Source organism: Bacillus sp. EA-CB0995, assembly GCF_055814245.1.
Window position 1 is genome coordinate 272,199 of sequence record NZ_CP169269.1, and the last position, 20,430, is coordinate 292,628.

The window sequence follows — 20,430 nt, forward strand, 5'->3', positions numbered from 1 at the left end:
CTATAAATTAATTGCTCCTTGCCCAATTTGGGCCGTTTAGACCAAAAGGAGGTGAAAGTGTAATGAAAAAGTACGAAATCATGTACATCATTCGTCCAAACATGGAAGAAGAAGCTCAAAAAGCTTTAGTTGAACGTTTTGCAGGCGTTTTAACTGAAAATGGTGCAGAAATCATTAACACAAAAGACTGGGGTAAGCGTCGTTTAGCTTACGAAATCAACGACTTACGTGACGGTTTCTACATGATCTTAAACGTAAATTCTAACCCAGAAGCGGTTAAAGAATTCGATCGTTTAGCGAAGATCAGCGAAGATATCATTCGTCACATCGTTGTTAAAAACGAAGAATAATCATTAAGATATATAGGGAGAGTGGTTCGATTGATGAATCGCGTTTTACTCGTTGGTCGTTTAACTAAAGACCCTGATTTACGTTACACGCCAAACGGTGTTGCAGTAGCTACTTTTTCGTTAGCTGTAAATCGCACATATACAAATCAGCAAGGTGAGCGTGAAGCTGACTTTATCAACTGTGTTATATGGCGTAAACAAGCAGAAAACGTAGCAAACTTCTTGAAAAAAGGTAGTTTAGCAGGCGTAGATGGTCGTCTTCAAACTCGTAATTATGAGGGACAAGATGGGAAACGTGTATATGTAACAGAAGTGGTTGCAGAGAACGTACAATTTTTAGAGCCACGCAGTAGCTCTGGTGAACAACGTGGTTCATTCAATCCGCAACCATCGGGAGCAGGTTTCGGAAACCAAGGCTCTCAAAACCCATTTGGTCAATCTGGTAATAATGGTCAGAATGCTGGCTTTACTAGAAATGACGATCCATTTGCAAATGTAGGTCAACCAATTGATATTTCAGATGATGACTTACCATTTTAATGGTGTAGAACGGGTATTTTAAAACAGAATGGAGGGAAATGAACATGGCAGGTGGACGCAAAGGTGGACGTGCGAAACGTCGTAAGGTATGTTTCTTTACATCTAACGGTATCACTAACATCGACTATAAAGATGTAGATTTACTAAAACGCTTCGTTTCTGAGCGCGGTAAAATTTTACCACGTCGTGTAACAGGTACTAGCGCAAAATACCAACGCAAATTAACAGTTGCAATCAAACGTGCTCGTCAAATGGCACTTTTACCATATGTTGGTGAATAATAACGCATGAAATGCACAGTAGAGTGACACTCTACTGTGCATTTTGCTATTCTTTTCTTTTTTATTCCTAAGAGCTTCATCTTAAGATTTAGAAGGAAGAAAATCAGTCGGAGATGAAGAAATCCCACTGATGGAAGTTTCACTTTATAAGAAAGAAGGTGTGAATAATGAAGCGCACACGACTTATTACAGAAGGAGCAGTTTTACTTGCTTTATATGCTATCTTGCTCCTTGCCTCTCTGTATATGCCCATTTTAGGGGCTATATTTATATTTGCATTGCCGTTACCATTTCTTATTTTTACGATAAGATCCCCATTAAGTAGTGCTTGTATGTTATTAGGAGCAGCGATTCTTGTAACACTTATTGTTAGTTCGCCTCTTAGTATTGTGAATACACTTATGTTTGGGATAACAGGTATTGTATTAGGACATATGTATAAAAAGAAAAAAGTATTATTGAAATTTTATTGGTAGGGACACTTGTATATCTTGTGAGTTTTGTATTGCTGTATGTTGTCAGCGTAAAGTTTTTTAACATCGATTTTATTAAGCAAATGGAAGACGTGTTTAAACAATCGATGGAACAAAGCGAGAAATTGATGAACATGGCAGGTGCACCTGTAAATGAAGATCAACTGGCTGAATTGAAAAAAGTAGGGAATATGCTTCGCTTGCTTGCACCAGCTTTACTTGCTATGGGATCATTTTTTTATTCTTGGATTACGATTTTAATTGCTAATCGTGTCTTAAAACGATTAAAGTACACGGTGGAATCTTGGCCGACATTCCGTGATATACAGATTCCTAAGAGTATCGTTTGGTTGTACGTCGCTGTTATTTTGCTTTCTTCTTTTACGAAAATAGAAGCAGGCTCATATTTGGAAATGGTGGTTTTAAATTTATCAACAATTTTCACCTTATTACTGTTGTTTCAAGGTTTTTCGTTCCTTGCTTTTTTTACAAATGCAAAAGGATATACTAAAGCTATTCCAATTTTAATTTTTGTCGTAGGTTTGTTTGTACCAGTTTTGTTTCCTCTTGTGACAATCTTAGGTATAATTGATTTAGGCTTTTCGTTACGGTCGAAAGTACAGGTAAAATAAGTAGTTGAAACAAAGTGCTTTTTATAAGCCTTTTTTTGTAACGAAACATAGAAATATAAACTTTTATCCTGTACTTAATGGGACCGTAAGACTCTGTAAGTGGGGGATAAGTCTGGTGGATTTGACTAAATATCAGTAGCGGAATGAAGACCTAACTGATAGAAGTTTCACTTTATAGGAGTTGTATATATGCCTGAATTTTATAAGAAACAGCGGTTTTTGTATCCTGTTTATGTGTTGGCATTTTTAGCGTTTGTACTCATTACAATTCTCGTCTATTTTCATTGGTTGATGGGGATGATTTCCTTCGTCGTCTTTTGTATCGTTTTATTTTTCACTATTAAATTTGAGCTTGCATTTCAAAAACGCTTTGAAAAGTATACGAATGATACGATTACAAGAGTTAAAAAGGTAAGTAACGAGGCTTTCAATCAAATGCCAATTGGAATTTTACTATATAACAAGGATTATGGAATCGACTGGGCAAACCCATATTTATCTTCCTGTTTAGGGCAGCATTCGTTAGCTGGATGGCATCTGTATGATCTATCAGAGACCCTACTTCTATTTACAAAAGGTGAAACAGCTAATGATATTGTATCTTTGAACAATCGGAAATTTCGCGTGTTTGCCAGAAAAGAAGAAAAGTTAATTTATTTCTTTGATGTGACAGAGCAAACAGAGATTGAGAAAATGTATGAAGATCAAAGAACGGTACTCGCTGTCATCTATTTAGATAACTATGATGAAGTGACGCAAGGACTAGATGATCAATTGCGTACAAACATTACAAGCCATGTTACATCTTTGTTGAATGAATGGGCTGTGAAACATGGAGCTTATTTGAAACGTGCTTCATCCGAGCGATTTTTCGTTGTGTTAAATGAAAGTATTTTAGCGCAAATGGAGAAAGGGAAATTTGATATTTTAGACCAAGTACGTGAAGAAACGTCTAAACGAAATATTCCTCTTACATTGAGCATTGGTGTTGGTTCTGGTGATTTATCGCTAGCGGAGCTTGGAGCTATGGCGCAATCAGGTCTTGATTTGGCACTTGGACGAGGCGGAGATCAAGTGACAATTAAACAGGCGACAGGGAAAGTAAAGTTTTATGGCGGGAAAACGAATCCGGTCGAAAAACGTACTCGTGTACGTGCACGTGTTATTTCTCACGCTTTAAAAGATCTTGTGCTAGAAAGCAGCAATATTATTATTATGGGGCACCGAGCACCGGATATGGATGCTATTGGGGCAGCAATTGGTATTTTAAAAGTAGCGCAACTTAATGAACGAGAAGGATATATCGTATTGGATGAAAATGATTCTGATAAAGGAATTAAACGTCTAATGGATGAAGTTAAGCAGCAAGATGAATTGTGGTCGCGTTTTATTACACCGCAACAGGCGCTGGAATTTGCGAATGATGATTCGCTTCTTGTTGTAGTGGATACACATAAACCGTCCATGGTCATGGAAAAAAGGTTGCTTGATAAGATTGAAAATGTAGTTGTAATTGACCATCATCGCCGTGGTGAGGATTTTGTTGAAGACCCGTTGCTTGTCTATATGGAACCATATGCGTCTTCCACGGCAGAACTTGTAACAGAGCTATTGGAATATCAGCCTAAGCGCTTAAAAATGAATATGCTAGAGGCGACGGCTTTACTTGCTGGCATTATCGTAGATACAAAGAGCTTTACATTCCGCACCGGAGCACGTACGTTTGATGCAGCTTCGTATCTTCGTTCACATGGTGCAGATACTGTGTTAGTACAAAAGTTATTAAAAGAGGATATGGAGCATTATTTACAGATTGCAAAAACAATCCGAAATGCATACATTTATAAAAATGGGATTGCGATTGCAAAGGTAGATGGTGATGGGTTTTATGATCAAGTATTAATTGCACAATCGGCTGATACATTACTGACAATGACAGGAATAGTAGCTTCTTTCGTAATTGCGCGGCGTAGTGAAACTGTTATTGGTATTAGTGGGCGTTCTTTAGGAGAGATAAATGTACAGCTTATTATGGAGCATTTAGGCGGGGGCGGTCATTTAACAAATGCTGCAACGCAGATGCAAGACATATCAATTGATGAAGCAGAAGTAAAACTACAATCTGTTATAACTGAGTATTTAGAGGGAGGAACACAATCATGAAAGTAATTTTTCTAAAAGACGTAAAAGGTAAAGGTAAAAAAGGGGAAGTAAAAAACGTACCAGACGGTTATGCAAATAACTTTTTATTAAAACAAGGTCTTGCAGTTGAAGCAACAAATGCAAATGTGAAAACATTAGATGCGAAAAAACGCAAGGAAGAAAAAGATGCAGAATTAGAGCTTGAAAAATGTAAGGAGTTAAAAGAAACTCTAGAAAAGTTAACGGTAGAATTAAAAGCAAAATCAGGTGAAGGTGGCCGTTTATTTGGCTCTATTACAAGTAAACAAATTGTAGATGGTTTACAAAAAGCTCATAACATTAAACTTGATAAACGTAAATTTGAGATGGATGACGCAATTCGTGCGTTAGGATATACGAATGTTACTGTGAAATTACACCCACAAGTGACGGCGACAGTAAAAGTACATGTTACTGAACAATAAACAAAAGATTGAAGAGGAGGTTTGCGCATGAGTGACGTATTTGCTGATCGTACCCCTCCGCATAATATTGAGGCTGAACAAGCCGTTTTAGGGGCTATTTTTCTCGATCAAGAAGCATTAACATCAGCTTCGGAAATGCTAATGCCAGAAGACTTCTATCGAACGGCACATCAAAAGATTTATCAAATGATGCTTGATCTTTCTGATAAAGGAGAGCCAATTGATTTAGTTACTGCAACAGCAGCGCTTGCTGATCAAAATTTGTTAGAAGAAATTGGCGGTGTTTCCTATTTAGCTGAACTAGCGGAAGCTGTACCGACAGCTGCCAATGTGGGATATTATGCACGCATTATCGCTGAAAAATCGATTTTGCGCCGGCTTATTCGAACAGCAACGCATATTGTGTCGGATGGTTATGAACGAGAAGATGATGTAGAGAGCCTGTTAAATGAAGCAGAGAAAAAATACTAGAAGTATCTCAGCGTACGAATACAAAAGGATTTCAAAATATTAAAGATGTTCTTGTGACAGCTTACGATAAAATTGAATTACTGCATAATCAAAAAGGTGAAATTACAGGAATTCCAACTGGTTTCACAGAGTTAGATCGTATGACAGCAGGTTTCCAGCGTAATGATTTAATTATTGTAGCAGCGCGTCCATCTGTAGGGAAAACAGCATTTTCTTTAAACATTGCTCAAAATGTTGCTACGAAAACGGATGAAAATGTTGCGATTTTTAGTTTGGAGATGGGATCCGATCAGCTCGTTATGCGTATGCTTTGTGCAGAAGGAAATATTGATGCGCAGCGTCTTCGTACGGGATCTTTAACTTCAGAAGACTGGGCGAAATTGACGATGGCGATGGGGAGTCTCTCAAATGCAGGTATTTTTATTGATGATACACCGGGGATTCGCGTTAGTGAAATTCGAGCAAAATGCAGACGCTTGAAACAAGAACACGGTCTTGGAATGATTTTAATCGATTATTTACAACTTATTCAGGGTAGTGGAAAATCGGGTGAAAACCGTCAACAAGAAGTATCAGAAATTTCTCGTACACTAAAAGGGCTCGCTCGTGAACTAGAAGTTCCAGTGATTGCCTTATCTCAGCTCTCTCGTGGTGTTGAGTCTCGTCAAGATAAGCGTCCGATGATGTCTGATATTCGTGAATCAGGAAGTATTGAGCAGGATGCTGATATAGTAGCCTTTTTATATCGTGAAGATTACTATGACCGGGAAACAGAAAACAAAAATACAATTGAAATTATTATTGCTAAGCAGCGTAATGGCCCAGTAGGCTCAGTTGAACTAGCGTTTGTGAAGGAATTTAACAAATTCGTGAATTTAGAACGGCGTTTTGATGAGGGGGCCTAGTGAGGGTATAAAAAAGAACCACATTTCTTATAATAAAATGTGGTTCTTTTTTGTTTGTGAAAAATATTTCTTACGAACGAAAGGGATAAAAGTAAAAAAAATGTTCGTTTTTAAATTGACTTCTCTTTGCATTTTGGTACAATTATATTGTTTGAAAAGTTCGTTTGAAAATTGCGGAGGTGCTTGAATAATGTCTTCAGTAGTAGTTGTAGGAACACAATGGGGCGATGAAGGAAAAGGTAAAATTACTGATTTTCTTTCTGAACATGCGGAAGTAGTTGCAAGATATCAAGGTGGAAATAACGCAGGACATACAATCGTTTTCGGCGGTGTTAAGTATAAATTGCACTTAATTCCATCTGGTATTTTTTATAAAGAAAAAATTTGTGTTATCGGAAACGGTATGGTAGTAGATCCGAAAGCATTACTTGAGGAATTAAAATATTTACATGATCGTGATGTAAACACTGATAATTTACGTATCAGTAACCGTGCGCACGTTATTTTACCTTATCATTTAAAACAAGATGAGTTAGAAGAAGAGCGTAAAGGTGATAATAAAATTGGTACAACGAAAAAAGGTATCGGCCCTGCATACATGGATAAAGCAGCTCGTGTTGGTATTCGTATGGCAGACCTTTTAGATCGTGAAGCATTTAAAGAAAAGCTGGAGCGCAACCTTGCGGAAAAAAATCGTTTATTTGAAAAAATGTACGATGCAGAAGGTTTCAATGCTGACGAGATTTTTGAAGAATATTATGAGTATGGACAACGAATTGCACAATACGTATGCGATACATCTGTTGTCTTAAATGACGCATTAGACGAAGGTCGCCGCGTATTATTTGAAGGTGCACAAGGCGTTATGCTTGATATCGACCAAGGTACGTACCCATTCGTTACATCTTCTAACCCAGTAGCTGGTGGTGTAACAATTGGTTCTGGTGTTGGTCCTTCTAAAATTCATCGCGTTGTAGGTGTATGTAAAGCATATACAAGCCGTGTAGGTGATGGTCCATTCCCAACTGAATTACATGATGAAATCGGCAATCAAATTCGTGAAGTTGGTCGTGAATACGGTACAACAACAGGCCGTCCACGCCGCGTTGGTTGGTTCGATAGCGTTGTTGTAAGACATGCTCGTCGCGTTAGTGGTCTTACAGACTTATCTTTAAACTCTATCGACGTATTAACAGGTATTCCAACTTTGAAAATCTGTATTGGGTATAAATATAACGGAGAAATTCTTGATGAAGTTCCAGCAAACTTAAACATTTTAGCAAAATGTGAGCCAGTATATGAAGAGCTTCCAGGCTGGACAGAAGATATTACAGGTGTAAGAACATTAGCTGATCTTCCTGAAAATGCAAGACATTATGTAGAGCGTGTGTCTCAATTAACAGGTATCCCATTATCTATGTTCTCTGTTGGTCCAGACCGTAATCAAACAAACATTGTTCGTAACGTATACGGCCTATAATCTTGTTTTTTTCTTAAGGGTACGGTATATTGAAGAAAGGACTCATATTCAATTGAGTTCTTTTTTCATGTTTTTATAAAAAAATGAAAAAAAGTATTGCAAAAATAAAACATCTTATGATATTATAAGTCTTGTCGTCACGAAACATGACATTGGTGAGTATGAGCCATTAGCTCAGTTGGTAGAGCATCTGACTTTTAATCAGAGGGTCGAAGGTTCGAGTCCTTCATGGCTCACCATTTTATTTTCGTGGCCCGTTGGTCAAGTGGTTAAGACACCGCCCTTTCACGGCGGTAACACGGGTTCGAATCCCGTACGGGTCACTTTTTTTTTTATATATTATTTTGGTCCCGTGGTGTAGTGGTTAACATGCCTGCCTGTCACGCAGGAGATCGCCGGTTCGACCCCGGTCGGGACCGCCACTTTTGTTTAATACCACAATTAGTGGTTTTATATATATGTTTTGGCTCGGTAGCTCAGTCGGTAGAGCAGAGGACTGAAAATCCTCGTGTCGGCGGTTCGATTCCGTCCCGAGCCACTCTCAGGATATTAGGTGGGCCCACTTAATATCCTTTTTATATTGTTCAATTTTACAAATGAGAGTAGTTCTTTTACAATAGAATGAGGGAGCCTCTAGCAGTTGAAGCTAGGGGCTTTTCTGTAAGGAAAGCATTAAACATGCAGGAGGAAACTAAAATGATGGGAAAGAAAATTTTAGTCGTTGATGATGAGAAGCCAATTGCAGATATTTTAAAGTTTAACTTAGAAAAAGAAGGTTTTGAAATTGTGATGGCACACGATGGCGATGAAGCAATTGAAAAAGCAAATGAGGAACAACCGGATATGGTTTTATTAGATATTATGTTACCGGGAAAAGACGGTTTAGAAGTTTGTCGTGAAATACGAAAAAACCATGAAATGCCGATTATTATGCTAACAGCAAAGGACTCTGAAATTGACAAGGTGCTTGGGTTAGAGCTTGGTGCAGATGATTATGTAACAAAGCCGTTTAGTACACGTGAGTTATTAGCACGCGTAAAAGCGAATTTACGTCGTCATCAGCAAGGAGGAGCAGCTGAAAAAGAAGAAAATACAGAGATGATTATCGGTCCAATTGTGATTAATTCAAACGCATATAGTGTAACAAAACGAGAAGAAAGTATTGAGTTAACACATCGTGAATTTGAATTACTTCATTATTTAGCAAAACATTTAGGACAAGTTATGACACGCGAACATTTATTACAAACGGTTTGGGGTTATGACTATTTTGGTGATGTGCGTACAGTAGATGTAACGGTTCGTCGTTTGCGTGAGAAAATTGAAGATAATCCAAGTCATCCGACTTTAATTGTAACAAGACGCGGTGTGGGATATTACTTACGTGATCCAGAGCAGGAGTAATATATGAAGAAAGTTGGTTTTTTCAGTCTATTCATTTAAAGTTCGTATTAATTTACATGCTATTAATTTTAATGGCGATGCAAATTATTGGTGTATATTTCGTTCGTGAGTTAGAAAAGAATCTTGTGAAGAGCTTTAAGGAATCATTAACACAACAAACGAATTTACTCGCTTACAATTTAAAGCAGGAATTTACAAAAGAAAGAGAAAAAACAGATCCCACTCTTGAAGGAGCAATTCAAACGAGCATAGAAGATTTTTCTTCTGATCGAAAAGCTGATATTCAAGAAGTTAGGGTGATTGATGCAAATAGCCGTGTATTAGCGACATCACATCAGTATAATCAAGGGATTGTTGGAAAGAAAACAACTGATCTACTGGTAAAGCGAGCTTTAGTACAAGGAAAACCCGTTGAAAAAATGGAAATAGATCGCAACACAGGGAATCGTATGGAAGTTGTTGCCACTCCAATTCAAGGAGACAATAAGAAAACACTTGGTGTAATTTATATTGTTGCTTCTATGGAAGATGTTTATAAACAAATGAAGCTTATTAATCAAATTTTTGCAACGGGAACGGTTATTGCACTGTTGGTAACAGCTGTGCTAGGTACTTTGTTGGCACAAACCATTACAAGGCCAATTTCAGATATGAGAAGGCAAGCCATTGAAATGGCAAAGGGGAATTATTCTCGTAAAGTAAAAGTACATGGCAATGATGAAATTGGTCAACTAGCATTAGCATTTAATAACTTATCGAAGAAGTTGCAGCAAGCTCGTTCTTCTACGGAAAGTGAGAGACGAAAGCTTTCATCTGTGTTATCTCATATGACAGATGGGGTAATTGCAACCGATCGAAAAGGAGATATTATCTTATTAAATGATCCGGCAGAAAAAATGTTAAATGTTTCACGTGAAACAGCATTAGACCAGTCTGTTTTAGAAATATTAGGCATTCAAGAAGAATACACATTAGATAATTTATATGAAGAACCAGACTCTGTTATATTAGATTTTAGTACAAGGGATGAGCCATATATTTTGCGAGCTAGCTTTTCTGTTGTTCAAAAAGAAACTGGAAAGGTGAATGGTTTAATTGCAGTATTATATGATGTAACGGAACAAGAACGGATTGATAGGGAACGACGCGAATTCGTAGCAAACGTTTCACATGAACTTCGTACACCATTAACAACGATGCGCAGTTATTTAGAGGCATTGGGTGAAGGAGCGTGGCAAGATGAGAATATTGCACCGCAATTCTTACAGGTAACACAAGAAGAAACGGAACGAATGATTCGCCTTGTAAATGCACTATTGCAGCTTTCGAAATTGGATAGTACAGAATATCGTTTAATGAAAGAATGGGTAGACTTTACACAATTCTTTAGTAATATCATTGACCGTTTTGAAATGTCAAAAGAACAAAATGTATCTTTTAATCGTTCATTTTCTAAGAAATCACGTTTTATTGAAATCGATGAAGATAAAATTACACAAGTTCTCTATAATATCATTTCAAATGCGTTAAAGTATTCTCCAGAGGGTGGAACAGTGACATATCGTTTACGAGAAAGAGAAGATATGTTAGAAATAAGCATTAGCGACCAAGGAGTGGGCATTCCAAAAGAGAACGTAGATAAAATCTTTGAACGTTTCTACCGTGTTGATAAAGCGCGTTCGCGTAAACTAGGCGGAACGGGATTAGGTCTCGCGATTGCCAAGGAAATGATTCAGGCTCATGGCGGCTCAGTTTGGGCAAAAAGTGAAGAAGGAAAAGGGACAACCATCTATTTCACGCTTCCAATGGAAAAGGAAGAAGAGGATGACTGGGAATGAAAATTGAGAATTTAAAGTCAGTCTTGCTTATTAATTTGGTTGTTATTAGTTTATTTCTTACTTTTAATTTATGGACTTATGTGCCGGATTCTAGTAAATCACAAAATGCAAAGTATTTACAAGATAATACAGAGATGATGCAGAAGAGTCCTGAAAATGTCGTTTTGCCTTCTTTAGTTCTTTATCATAAAGAGAATACACACCTTGGAAGCGAAAATATAGATACTATTGATCCTTTGTATAAATTACTTGAGAGAGGAGAATTGTATGATTTTAGAGATATATCAAATGATATCCCAAAACATCAATTCCTCTCCTTCGTTCGTGGTAAAAATAAGATTGAAATGATTTTTCCTACACATATACCTTTAGATTCTATGAGAAGTGTTTTTACAATTAAAGAAAAAATCCCAGAATCATATAGCTTCAATCGTATAATGATTGATTTACAAGGAAGCCGGGATGGTAACATTCCTGTATATTTCATTTCGTATGAAAATCGCAAAGTATATCAAATGGTATTAAAGGGAATTACGCTCAAAGAACTTGATGCAGCACGTGACCAATTTACAGCTAATGCGAGGGAATACTCTCAATATACATTAAGTGATACAAGAGAGATCTTTTTACCAGATACGAAAACAGATATGCAAAGTATGGGATATTTAATAAGTGATATACCTGAGGATATATTTATAAATGCATTATTTACAGATCCTCGTTATGTAAAAAAAGTATCTGATGATCAGGAAAACACATATACAGATGGAATTCGCCTTATGCAAGTACTAAAGAAAAAACAAATGCTGCAGTACACAAATTCAGCTGCATCAGATCAATCACACATATATGGAAACGCGCTTGTTCAACGCAGTTTTGATTTTGTTAATAGTCATGGTGGCTTAACAGATTCTTATCGTTTTGATTATATGAACTCTAAAACAGGACAAACAACGTATCGTTTATATGTTGATAGCTTACCTGTATTTAATGAAAGTGGTATGGCGACGATAGAACAAGCATGGGGGACAGAGGAATTAATTTCGTATAAGCGTCCATTATTTAAGCTATCGACATTAAAGTATGGTGATGATCAAACAATTTCTCTTCCAGATGGTAAGACAATGATACAATCTTTAGAGAAGAATAAAAAAGTGGATATGAAATTAATTCAGGATATTCGGTTAGGATATAAACTTACACCAGAGCTGGGGGCCGATGGGAAAAAGATTGCTGCAGTAAATTTAAAACCTATTTGGTACGTTGTGTATGGTGAAGATAATAACATTCTAGAATGGAGTGAGGAGAAAGGGGAGAGCTCATTGGATTGGAATAGGATTAAAACAATTTTTATTGTTGCCTTTTTCATTTTAGATCTCTTTCTTCTCTTTCAGTTCATTCAAAAGCAAGATAGTAATCAACTTGATTATATGACGGAAACGAATATTGAGGAACAATTGAAAGCAGATAAAATTACAGCTGATAATTTGCCGAAAGAACCGACGAAAGATACGTATATTATGGCGAAAAATAAGGTTTTTTCTGATGAAGATATACGTTCTTTAAAAAGTCAAACGGCGTCTCTACAAGATTCGAATACAATTTCAAGTAAGCTTAAAGAACCATTTGGGAGTTCGAAAGCAACAATAGGTGATAATTATAGTGAATTTCTACGTTCTTATGTAATTGATGGGCAAAAATATAGTCCTGCTGGGAAAGTAGAAGGATCGAGAGTATATTTTTTTCAAAAATATAAGGATAAGCCCATTTATTATAATCAACACGGTATGATTGTTGCGGAGTTAAATGAAAAGAAAGAAATTATATCGTATACACAAACGATGTTATATGATTTTAAAGAGATGGGAGAGCAAAATAAGGAATTGGATATTATTTCTGCTCGGAATGCGTTAGAAACGTTGTATACGAAAAATGAATTAAAGCAAGGGAGTCATGTAAAAGGAGCAAAACTAGGATATGCAACAGTGGTAGCTTCTTCTTCCTCAAATGTGCAAGTTCTTGTTCCCACGTGGAATTTGTATACAGATAAAATGGATTATTTTGTGAATGCAGTAGAAGGACAAATTATTCAATTGGGCAAGGACAACAAGGAAAACGAGCAATGGAGTGAGGGTAAATGAGTTTGCATTTTAGTGTACTTGCAAGTGGCAGTACAGGAAATGCGCTGTATGTAGGGACAGAGCGCCAAAAATTATTAGTAGATGCAGGGCTAAGTGGAAAAGCAACAGAAGCCTTGTTTCAGCAAGCTGAACTAGACATAAATAGCATATCCGGTATTCTTGTTACACACGAACATAGCGACCATATTAAAGGACTAGGCGTGTTAGCACGTAAGTATGATTTGCCCGTTTATGCAAATGAGAAAACATGGAACGCGATGGAACATTTAATCGGTAATATTCCAACAGAGCAAAAATTTATTTTCTCAATTGGAGAGATTAAAACATTTGGAGATATTGAAGTGGAATCATTTGGTGTTTCACATGACGCTGCTGAACCAATGTTTTATGCGTTTCATCATAATGGAAGAAAGTTAGTGCTTATTACAGATACGGGATATGTTAGCGACCGAATGAAAGGAATTATTAAGGGAGCTAATGCTTTTGTATTTGAAAGTAATCATGACGTTGAAATGCTGCGAATGGGACGTTACCCGTGGAGCATTAAACGAAGAATTTTGAGTGATGTAGGACATGTTTCTAATGAAGACGCAGCTCTTGCGATGACCGATGTGATTACAGATGAAACGAAGCATATTTATTTGGCTCACCTTAGTTTAGATAATAATATGAAAGAACTTGCTCGTATGTCTGTTGAACAAGTACTTGAAGAAAAAGGACTTGCTGTAGGAGAAGCATTCCAGCTGCACGATACGGATCCCAAAATGCCAACTAAAATTCAATACGTATAATTCTTCATTTTGGTAAACAATAAAGGAGAATATAAATGCTTTCGGAAGGCTAGGTGAGCATAAATGTCCTTTATTGATGAAGAAGATTTACAGATGAAACGAAAAAGAAAGCAAAAGCATAAACATATTTTCGTTTCTGTTGTAGCGGGAACCGTCATTGGTGCTACATTATTTGCTTTTGCTATTCCAACGTTTTCAAAATTAGGTTGGACTACAATAAGAGAAACAGAAGCAAGTGAAGAGAAACAGTATATAGCGCAGTCTACTCCTCAAGTTACGAATACAGGAGATCATTCTGGCTTTGTTCAAGCTGTTGACCGTGCTTCAGAAGCGGTTGTTGGTGTTATTAATATTCAGCGTGATAATTTTTCAGAAGCAGATTCAGAAGCAGGAACAGGATCTGGTGTAATTTACAAGAAGGAAAAAGGAAACGCATATATTGTAACAAATAATCATGTTGTAGCAGGAGCAAATCGTATTGAAGTAAGTTTGAGTGATGGAAAAAAGTTCCTGGAAAGATTTTAGGAACTGATGTTGTGACAGATTTAGCTGTCTTACAAATTGATGAAAAATATGCGAAGAAGGTTATTGAACTTGGTGATTCTACAAAAGTAAAACGTGGTGAAGCTGCGCTTGCAATTGGGAACCCTCTTGGTTTAGAATTCTCAGGTTCTGTAACACAAGGGATTATTTCAGCAAATGAACGCATTGTACCGGTTGATTTAGATCAAGATGGACATTATGATTGGCAAGTAGAAGTATTGCAAACGGATGCAGCTATTAATCCTGGTAATAGTGGCGGGGCTCTTGTAAATGAAGCAGGGCAGCTTGTTGGAATCAACTCCATGAAAATTGCTGCAAAAGAGGTAGAGGGAATTGGACTTGCAATTCCTATCGCAAGAGCTGTTCCAGTTATGAATGAGATTGAAAAGTATGGGAAAGTAAGAAGACCTTACGTTGGAGTTGAATTAAGGTCTTTAAATGAAATTCCAAATTATTATTGGAATCAAACATTACATCTTCCAGCTAATGTAACAGAAGGTGTATGTGTTTTAGATGTGAAAAGTCCATCTCCTGGTGCAGATGCAGGTTTACGCGAATATGATGTAATTGTAGCAGTGGATGGAAAAGCAGTTCAAGATATTATTGCATTCCGAAAAATCTTATATAATAAGAAAATTGATGATAAAATGACAATCACATTTTATCGTGGTGCAAAAAAAGATACAACAACTGTAAAATTAGGCAGTCAGCAGTATTAAAACAGGAGGCAGCCCCTCCTGTTTTCTGTTGTGGATAAGTGAGGTGAAATTATGAAATTACCTTGTTGTTTAGAGCATGTGGAACTAGCGTTAGACATTATTGTGGATGAATGTGAAGTGGCACCGTTTATCCACACTGTGGATAATAAAGATAATGAGCAAAAAACGTGTGAATTTTGTCAAAATAAGGCGACATATGTTGTATCGAACACAGATTCCCACACAATATGTGGATGATAAATGTGGATATGTGGATAACTTTTGTGGATAACGTGTTTGTAAGGTGGGGAATATATGTGAATATCTTAATTATCTCAATCGGAAAATTAAAAGAAAAATATTTAAAACAAGGCATTGAAGAGTATTTAAAACGATTATCCGCCTATGCAAAAGTGGAGGTTGTTGAGTTACCAGATGAAAAAGCACCGGAAAATTTAAGTGAAGCAGAAATGCAAATGGTAAAAGAAAAAGAAGGAATTCGTATCTTAGATAGAATTTCTGATGATACGCATGTAATTGCATTAGCAATTGAAGGGAAACAAAAATCATCAGAAGAGTTTGCTGCCAACTTAGATCGCCTTGCTACATATGGAAAGAGTAAAGTGGCATTTGTTATTGGAGGATCGCTTGGGTTAAGTCAAGAAGTGATGAAGCGCTCCAATGAGTCATTGTCTTTTTCAAAAATGACGCTGCCCCATCAGCTGATGAGATTAGTGCTGTTAGAGCAGGTGTATAGAGCGTTTCGAATTAATCGTAATGAACCGTACCATAAGTAACTGAGGTTATTTCTTAAAGGCTCTTTTCGTAAACTTTGTTGCTATGAGCTATAAAAGTAAAAATCGGTACTTGGATTTTTACGATTTTGGCCTCTTATTTTCTATAAGTATGAAATCTACTTATTAGGGAAAAGAGCACGAAACCAATATTTAATAAGGGAATAAATGTATATTCGAAAAACAACAACCTGCGAGAACCGCCTTCTTAAAAGAAGGCCGAAGATTAATAAATTAACCAAAATTATGACTAGCTCTTACAATTGGGAGTTGGTCTTTTTTGTGCCATGTAAATGTTAAATAATGTCGTACATCATTTCCCTTTATGATTAGGCGGTGTTGTTCTAATTTTATACATATGGGAAGGGGATTATGGAATATTACACATAATCCCTATATTAAATCAGGAGTCAAATTATTCAAGTAATCGGCATCTCCAACAGCGGTACGACTACCAATGGATACAGCCTGCCACATATCATCCGCCAAGTGTAAGGATACGCATGGTTTATTCATTTTTACCCCTTTTTTTGCATCTCCATCTATTCCCCATACCTTTCGTAGTTCTGTTGGTATGAGAAACGGGGTATATTCATAATCGGTCATGGAAAGTGACTGACGCCTGAGCAATGCCAGCCCGAGCTGATTAGTCATACTTCCAAAAACACCTAAATAATCAGAATCAAGAAAACCCATTAGTTCTTTGAGTTTCATTAACTTTTGCCAATTGGAGCGGGGCACTTCCATCCAATCGGCAATTTCGTCCCCTACAATTTCTCGAATTAGAGCAGGAATAATGTTATCAAACATCTGGCCCGGAATTAGATCTGCATGATATTCAAGAAGAGCCTGAGTCATCTGAATTCCTTCGGGGGACGGACCATGATGCCTTCTTCCAATAGTTTCTTTTAATATTATTGATTGTTCCATGGTCTCTGGGATAATGTCCTCCCGAATTCCTAACATGGATCCTACGATTTTCCAAAAATACAGATAATCTTCGGCCTGTTTTTCTGTTATATTCATACCTAAACGACGAAGGCCATCAATGATAACACTAGAGAAGGTTAATAGAGTACCCAACAGATCCTCCTGACAAATGGGGATACCATTTTCTTTCTCGTCCCATCTACCGGTTTGTTGGATCAAGTGACGAATAGCCGAATGCATTAAACGGACTTTTTGGATCGCTTTGATTCCTTGTCCTTCGGATTCAAGACCACCTGGTGCCATGACATGAAGGATGAATTGTCCTGTTTCAGCTATCCTGCGGTAGGCATTTTGACCTAAACGATAACTGAATGTAAGGACCTTAACACCTTTACGTGCTGCATAACAATACACAAGTGAGCCTGTTGCTAATAGTAAAGTGATAGCAATCCCATGTTCCTGAAATAAGTCAGTCGCGTTTCTCATTCGGGCCCAGTCAACCCCTTCTGGACAATAAGCTGTATCTCTTAGCCAACTCTCGATGTTATTAGGAAGCTCTTCTGGATAAGACTGGTCATTGTTAATTAATTGTCTCAACAAAGAATTTACTGTACCAACCTGACTATTTTTGAACAATTCTTTAATAATTCCATCCGGAATAGGGTCACCTTCCATCCGTAAACTCTCCATAAACTCGTCGGTATATAACATCTGTTTCCCCCTTAACTGTTTATTGTCCATACTCTATACTCTAGTCAACCCGAAGAAGAACAAGAATATATTCAACGTTATATATATTCTATTTATACAAGTAATATGAAAATCTATGAATAATTAATAACATTGAAGGCAGTATGAATAAATATAGGCAATAATAGACTCTCGAAAATAATAGGCCGTGAATTGACATTAGGAAAACAGTCAAGCAAATCTAATTTTTAATGGAGATAATATGGTGAAGGACATAAAAAAGAGTGTTCAATGGAGATTTGACATCGAAAAAAATAAAATGAGAGGTTAAAAATGTTTGATGGGAAAAGAAAAAGCAATGCTTCATTTAATTATTTTATTATTGGTGTACTGGTAAGCGGCTAGATTGGCGTATTAGTTGAATCTATTCTTACAGAACAGCTAGAAGGAAATTCTTTAAGGGTGGACTGTGGTGTTTTTTATGCTTGAATATATAAATCGATTTTAATTTTTCGACATCTAAGTCGCCGCTATGCAAAATGCAACATGATCTACACTCGTTTTCTCTTTCTGTTTTCACTTCGCATGTGGCAGGAAAAGACCCTGACGGCTTCGGTATTGTGGTCTTACCCCTGTCAAGTAGACAGTAAAAGATTAAGTGTCTTTTCATTAAGCAGCCTTAGTTCTAAATTCAGCAGGACTAAGGTTGTTTAATTTTTTTGGAATTGTTTGTTATTGTAATACCTCATCTCCTTTTTCGCAGCCAAGAGCTTTTTTAAGTATGCATTTTCTGCTTCTAATTGTTCTATTCTGTCATCTTGACCTGTTTTTATTGAATTTTGATTTGTTTGTCTAGATCTTCCTCGTTTTTCTTGTGGGCCAAGAATACCCTCGCTATTATAGTTTTTAATCCACCTGTCTATAACTGAATACGTAACTCCTAATTCTCTTCCAATTAATTTACTACCCATTCCTCTATGTAAGTACATTTCAATAGCTTTCATTTTAAAATCAACCGAAAAAGCTCTTCTTTTTTGTTTTGAGATTTGAAAGGGACAAAAAATTGAACCTGTTAAGATGATTGCTGAAAAGTTGACCATTAAATTTGAATATCAAATTCAATGGTCATTGTGTCGATTTTGCTTACTTTATTTATTTTTACGATATTTATGGCAGTCAAAACATTGAGCAAAGGAGTTATCGCTGCATTGTTCTGAATTTCGTTCACATGGGTTAAAGGTAGGATTAGCTAGAACCTCGTATGGTCTCATCATATCGTGATCTTCATGTTCAAGAATGTGGCAGTGCCACGGGTAGATTCCTGTAAATGGCCCAAAACGTGCAATAATCCGGGTCACTTCTCCGGGATTGGCACGAACAGTATCTTTCCATCCTTTCTCGCTTGGATCGGGTGGTATTGGCGGCCCGACTTTGAGGTTAGAACCATTTGGATTGCCAGTAAATACAGCACGATTCAAAATTTGAAAATTTACAAGATGCAAGTGAATCGGGTGAGTGTCCTGTGTAGTATTATACAGTTCCCAAATCTCTATTGTTCCATTATATGGGGTTTCTGTAATGGGCTGATCCCACTCCAGATTGTTTAATAATAGTTTTGGGCGCCCGAAATCATCGGTACCTTCAACTAATGTATTTTTTCGTACGATTACAGCATCTTGTGGATTAAGTTGTTCCAAACAACTCAATTTTTGTGGAATTTTGCTTTTGTCAGATTTGCAACATTTTTGTTTGACTCGAAATTGCATGATTTGTCTGAGGTCTTCAGAAGGATTTTCGCCGTTAGGGAACGGGCTTGGTGCATCATTTGTTAAAATAATACTCTGACCATTATGGTTTGAAAAATCGACAATGACATCGGCACGTTCAGCAGGTGCAAGGATGAGTTGAGATACTTTGATTGGTTTTTCTAAAAGTCCTCCGTCTGTGCCAATTTGGACAAAACTTTGACTAGAGCTCAACTGTATACGATAAAAACGAGAATTGGAACCATTTAGGATGCGGAACCGGTATTTCCGTGGCTCAACCTCAAGATAAGGCCATACTTTTCCGTTGACTAAGATTGTGTCACCAAAAAACTCTGGGACAACTGACGGGTTTGGTAATGTAGGATCTATTGGTGGAGGTGGCTGTGGTGCTGGAGGCGGCACATTGCCTGGTTGGGATGGATAGAACAGTTCACCATTAGGATAGAACGAACGATCTTGGATGACCAGCGGAATTTCAAATTTCCCACTAGGAAGATGCAATTCTTTCTCTTCTTCATCTCTGAGAAGATAGAAGCCCGCAAGACCTGCATAAACATTCAAACGAGTAATTCCAAGAGCGTGATCATGATACCAAAGTGTTGTAGGGCGTTGACAGTTTGGATAATAGTAGACTTCATTCACGAATTTTGGCCCAACATTTTTAAAGTCTCTTGTGAACCATGCCTCAGGATATCCGTCACTTTCCGGACGGACCCGACCTCCATGTAAATGGACAACCGTCCTAACAGAAGGTTTGTCTGGTTCTGCACCATGAATGGTTTGATCGACGGGCAGCAGGTGTTCAAAGGGCAACTTATTTTTCCATTTTACAAAAATAGGGTGATTTCTTTCTACTTCGAATGTAGGGCCAGGGTACATACCGTTGTAACCCCAGACGGTAGTTGGCGGCAAATCGCGGTGTAATTTTTGCTTGAATTGCTCCATTGTTACCTCATAGAATGGGATTCCATCACGGGTACCTTCTGCTTTTAAGACAGGAGGAATCGGTAATTCATCTACAAATTTTTTAAAAGACAATTAACTGCCTCCTTTTTAAAGAATCAAATATTGTTTGTTATATATGATATGAACTTAAT

Annotated in this window: 13 protein-coding genes, 4 tRNA genes and 6 pseudogenes; 20 read left to right on the forward strand and 3 right to left on the reverse strand. The window is 37.2% G+C overall.

Features of this window, described 5'->3' with window-relative positions:
• Positions 1-62 precede the first annotated feature (62 nt).
• From rpsF to rlmH, 20 genes and pseudogenes are all read left to right on the forward strand, one after another.
• Positions 63-350: a 30S ribosomal protein S6 gene (rpsF, locus tag ACEWFJ_RS01545; protein WP_473690111.1), complete on the forward strand. Its 288-nt coding sequence runs from the start codon at positions 63-65 to the stop codon at positions 348-350.
• Positions 351-380: 30 nt separating this feature from the next.
• Positions 381-890 carry a single-stranded DNA-binding protein gene (ssb, locus tag ACEWFJ_RS01550; RefSeq protein WP_473690112.1) on the forward strand — a complete coding sequence of 170 codons (510 nt, stop codon included), beginning with the start codon at positions 381-383 and terminating at the stop codon, positions 888-890.
• A 44-nt stretch (positions 891-934) separates the two neighbouring features.
• A complete protein-coding gene (gene rpsR / locus ACEWFJ_RS01555) occupies positions 935-1,171 on the forward strand; it encodes a 30S ribosomal protein S18 (RefSeq protein WP_098310141.1) in 237 nt (78 codons plus the stop codon).
• A gap of 167 nt (positions 1,172-1,338) precedes the next feature.
• A pseudogene (locus ACEWFJ_RS01560) lies at positions 1,339-2,276 on the forward strand (YybS family protein).
• 189 nt (positions 2,277-2,465) lie between these two features.
• Complete coding sequence (locus tag ACEWFJ_RS01565) at positions 2,466-4,439, forward strand: DHH family phosphoesterase (RefSeq protein WP_473690113.1); 1,974 nt, start codon at positions 2,466-2,468, stop codon at positions 4,437-4,439.
• Positions 4,436-4,882 (forward strand): 50S ribosomal protein L9, encoded by a 447-nt coding sequence (gene rplI / locus ACEWFJ_RS01570; RefSeq protein WP_098310138.1) that lies wholly within the window; start codon positions 4,436-4,438, stop codon positions 4,880-4,882. Before ACEWFJ_RS01565 ends, rplI begins: the two co-directional genes overlap by 4 nt.
• A gap of 27 nt (positions 4,883-4,909) precedes the next feature.
• Positions 4,910-6,258: pseudogene (gene dnaB, locus ACEWFJ_RS01575) on the forward strand (replicative DNA helicase).
• A gap of 190 nt (positions 6,259-6,448) precedes the next feature.
• Positions 6,449-7,738, forward strand: coding sequence for an adenylosuccinate synthase (locus ACEWFJ_RS01580; protein ID WP_473690114.1), 1,290 nt, complete (start codon positions 6,449-6,451; stop codon positions 7,736-7,738).
• Between the two features lie 163 nt (positions 7,739-7,901).
• Positions 7,902-7,977 (forward strand) — tRNA-Lys (locus ACEWFJ_RS01585).
• 12 nt (positions 7,978-7,989) lie between these two features.
• Positions 7,990-8,061: transfer RNA gene (locus ACEWFJ_RS01590), tRNA-Glu, on the forward strand.
• Between the two features lie 23 nt (positions 8,062-8,084).
• A tRNA-Asp gene (locus ACEWFJ_RS01595) sits at positions 8,085-8,160 on the forward strand.
• A 43-nt stretch (positions 8,161-8,203) separates the two neighbouring features.
• Positions 8,204-8,276, forward strand: a tRNA-Phe gene (locus tag ACEWFJ_RS01600).
• 158 nt (positions 8,277-8,434) lie between these two features.
• The gene (gene walR, locus ACEWFJ_RS01605) at positions 8,435-9,142 is read left to right on the forward strand and encodes a cell wall metabolism DNA-binding response regulator WalR (protein WP_429709791.1); all 708 of its coding nucleotides are present in this window, start codon (positions 8,435-8,437) and stop codon (positions 9,140-9,142) included.
• Positions 9,143-9,145: 3 nt separating this feature from the next.
• Positions 9,146-10,980 (forward strand): annotated as a pseudogene (walK, locus tag ACEWFJ_RS01610) (cell wall metabolism sensor histidine kinase WalK).
• A pseudogene (locus ACEWFJ_RS01615) lies at positions 10,977-12,197 on the forward strand (YycH family regulatory protein); the annotation flags it as partial. The pseudogenes walK and ACEWFJ_RS01615, both read left to right, overlap by 4 nt.
• Positions 12,198-12,302: 105 nt before the next feature.
• A pseudogene (locus ACEWFJ_RS01620) lies at positions 12,303-13,134 on the forward strand (two-component system regulatory protein YycI).
• Positions 13,118-13,912, forward strand: a complete 795-nt coding sequence (locus tag ACEWFJ_RS01625; protein ID WP_098310131.1) for an MBL fold metallo-hydrolase — start codon at positions 13,118-13,120, stop codon at positions 13,910-13,912. Before ACEWFJ_RS01620 ends, ACEWFJ_RS01625 begins: the two are co-directional and overlap by 17 nt.
• A 63-nt stretch (positions 13,913-13,975) precedes the next feature.
• Positions 13,976-15,174, forward strand: a pseudogene (locus ACEWFJ_RS01630) (S1C family serine protease).
• A gap of 51 nt (positions 15,175-15,225) precedes the next feature.
• Positions 15,226-15,411, forward strand: coding sequence for a CxxH/CxxC protein (locus ACEWFJ_RS01635; RefSeq protein WP_154710347.1), 186 nt, complete (start codon positions 15,226-15,228; stop codon positions 15,409-15,411).
• 59 nt (positions 15,412-15,470) lie between these two features.
• Complete coding sequence (gene rlmH / locus ACEWFJ_RS01640) at positions 15,471-15,950, forward strand: 23S rRNA (pseudouridine(1915)-N(3))-methyltransferase RlmH (protein ID WP_253631042.1); 480 nt, start codon at positions 15,471-15,473, stop codon at positions 15,948-15,950.
• Between the two features lie 390 nt (positions 15,951-16,340).
• Here the strand turns inward: rlmH and ACEWFJ_RS01645 are convergent, their stop codons facing one another.
• From ACEWFJ_RS01645 to ACEWFJ_RS01655, 3 genes are all read right to left on the reverse strand, one after another.
• Positions 16,341-17,588, reverse strand: coding sequence for an oxygenase MpaB family protein (locus ACEWFJ_RS01645; RefSeq protein WP_473690115.1), 1,248 nt, complete (start codon positions 17,586-17,588; stop codon positions 16,341-16,343).
• A gap of 689 nt (positions 17,589-18,277) precedes the next feature.
• Positions 18,278-18,571, reverse strand: a complete 294-nt coding sequence (locus tag ACEWFJ_RS01650; protein ID WP_473690116.1) for a transposase — start codon at positions 18,569-18,571, stop codon at positions 18,278-18,280.
• A gap of 144 nt (positions 18,572-18,715) precedes the next feature.
• Entirely contained in the window at positions 18,716-20,371 is a 1,656-nt protein-coding gene (locus ACEWFJ_RS01655; RefSeq protein ID WP_473690117.1) for a multicopper oxidase family protein, read from the reverse strand.
• Between the last annotated feature and the right edge of the window lie 59 nt (positions 20,372-20,430).

Excerpts from the sequence above, each read along its gene's own strand:
- walR (WP_429709791.1), top strand. The coding sequence starts at position 8,435 with ATGATGGGAAAGAAAATTTTAGTCGTTGATGATGAGAAGCCAATTGCA.
- ACEWFJ_RS01580 (WP_473690114.1), top strand. The coding sequence starts at position 6,449 with ATGTCTTCAGTAGTAGTTGTAGGAACACAATGGGGCGATGAAGGAAAA.
- ACEWFJ_RS01650 (WP_473690116.1), bottom strand. The coding sequence starts at position 18,571 with ATGAAAGCTATTGAAATGTACTTACATAGAGGAATGGGTAGTAAATTA.
- rpsR (WP_098310141.1), top strand. The coding sequence starts at position 935 with ATGGCAGGTGGACGCAAAGGTGGACGTGCGAAACGTCGTAAGGTATGT.
- ACEWFJ_RS01565 (WP_473690113.1), top strand. The coding sequence starts at position 2,466 with ATGCCTGAATTTTATAAGAAACAGCGGTTTTTGTATCCTGTTTATGTG.
- rplI (WP_098310138.1), top strand. The coding sequence starts at position 4,436 with ATGAAAGTAATTTTTCTAAAAGACGTAAAAGGTAAAGGTAAAAAAGGG.
- ACEWFJ_RS01625 (WP_098310131.1), top strand. The coding sequence starts at position 13,118 with ATGAGTTTGCATTTTAGTGTACTTGCAAGTGGCAGTACAGGAAATGCG.
- ACEWFJ_RS01635 (WP_154710347.1), top strand. The coding sequence starts at position 15,226 with ATGAAATTACCTTGTTGTTTAGAGCATGTGGAACTAGCGTTAGACATT.
- rpsF (WP_473690111.1), top strand. The coding sequence starts at position 63 with ATGAAAAAGTACGAAATCATGTACATCATTCGTCCAAACATGGAAGAA.
- ACEWFJ_RS01645 (WP_473690115.1), bottom strand. The coding sequence starts at position 17,588 with ATGTTATATACCGACGAGTTTATGGAGAGTTTACGGATGGAAGGTGAC.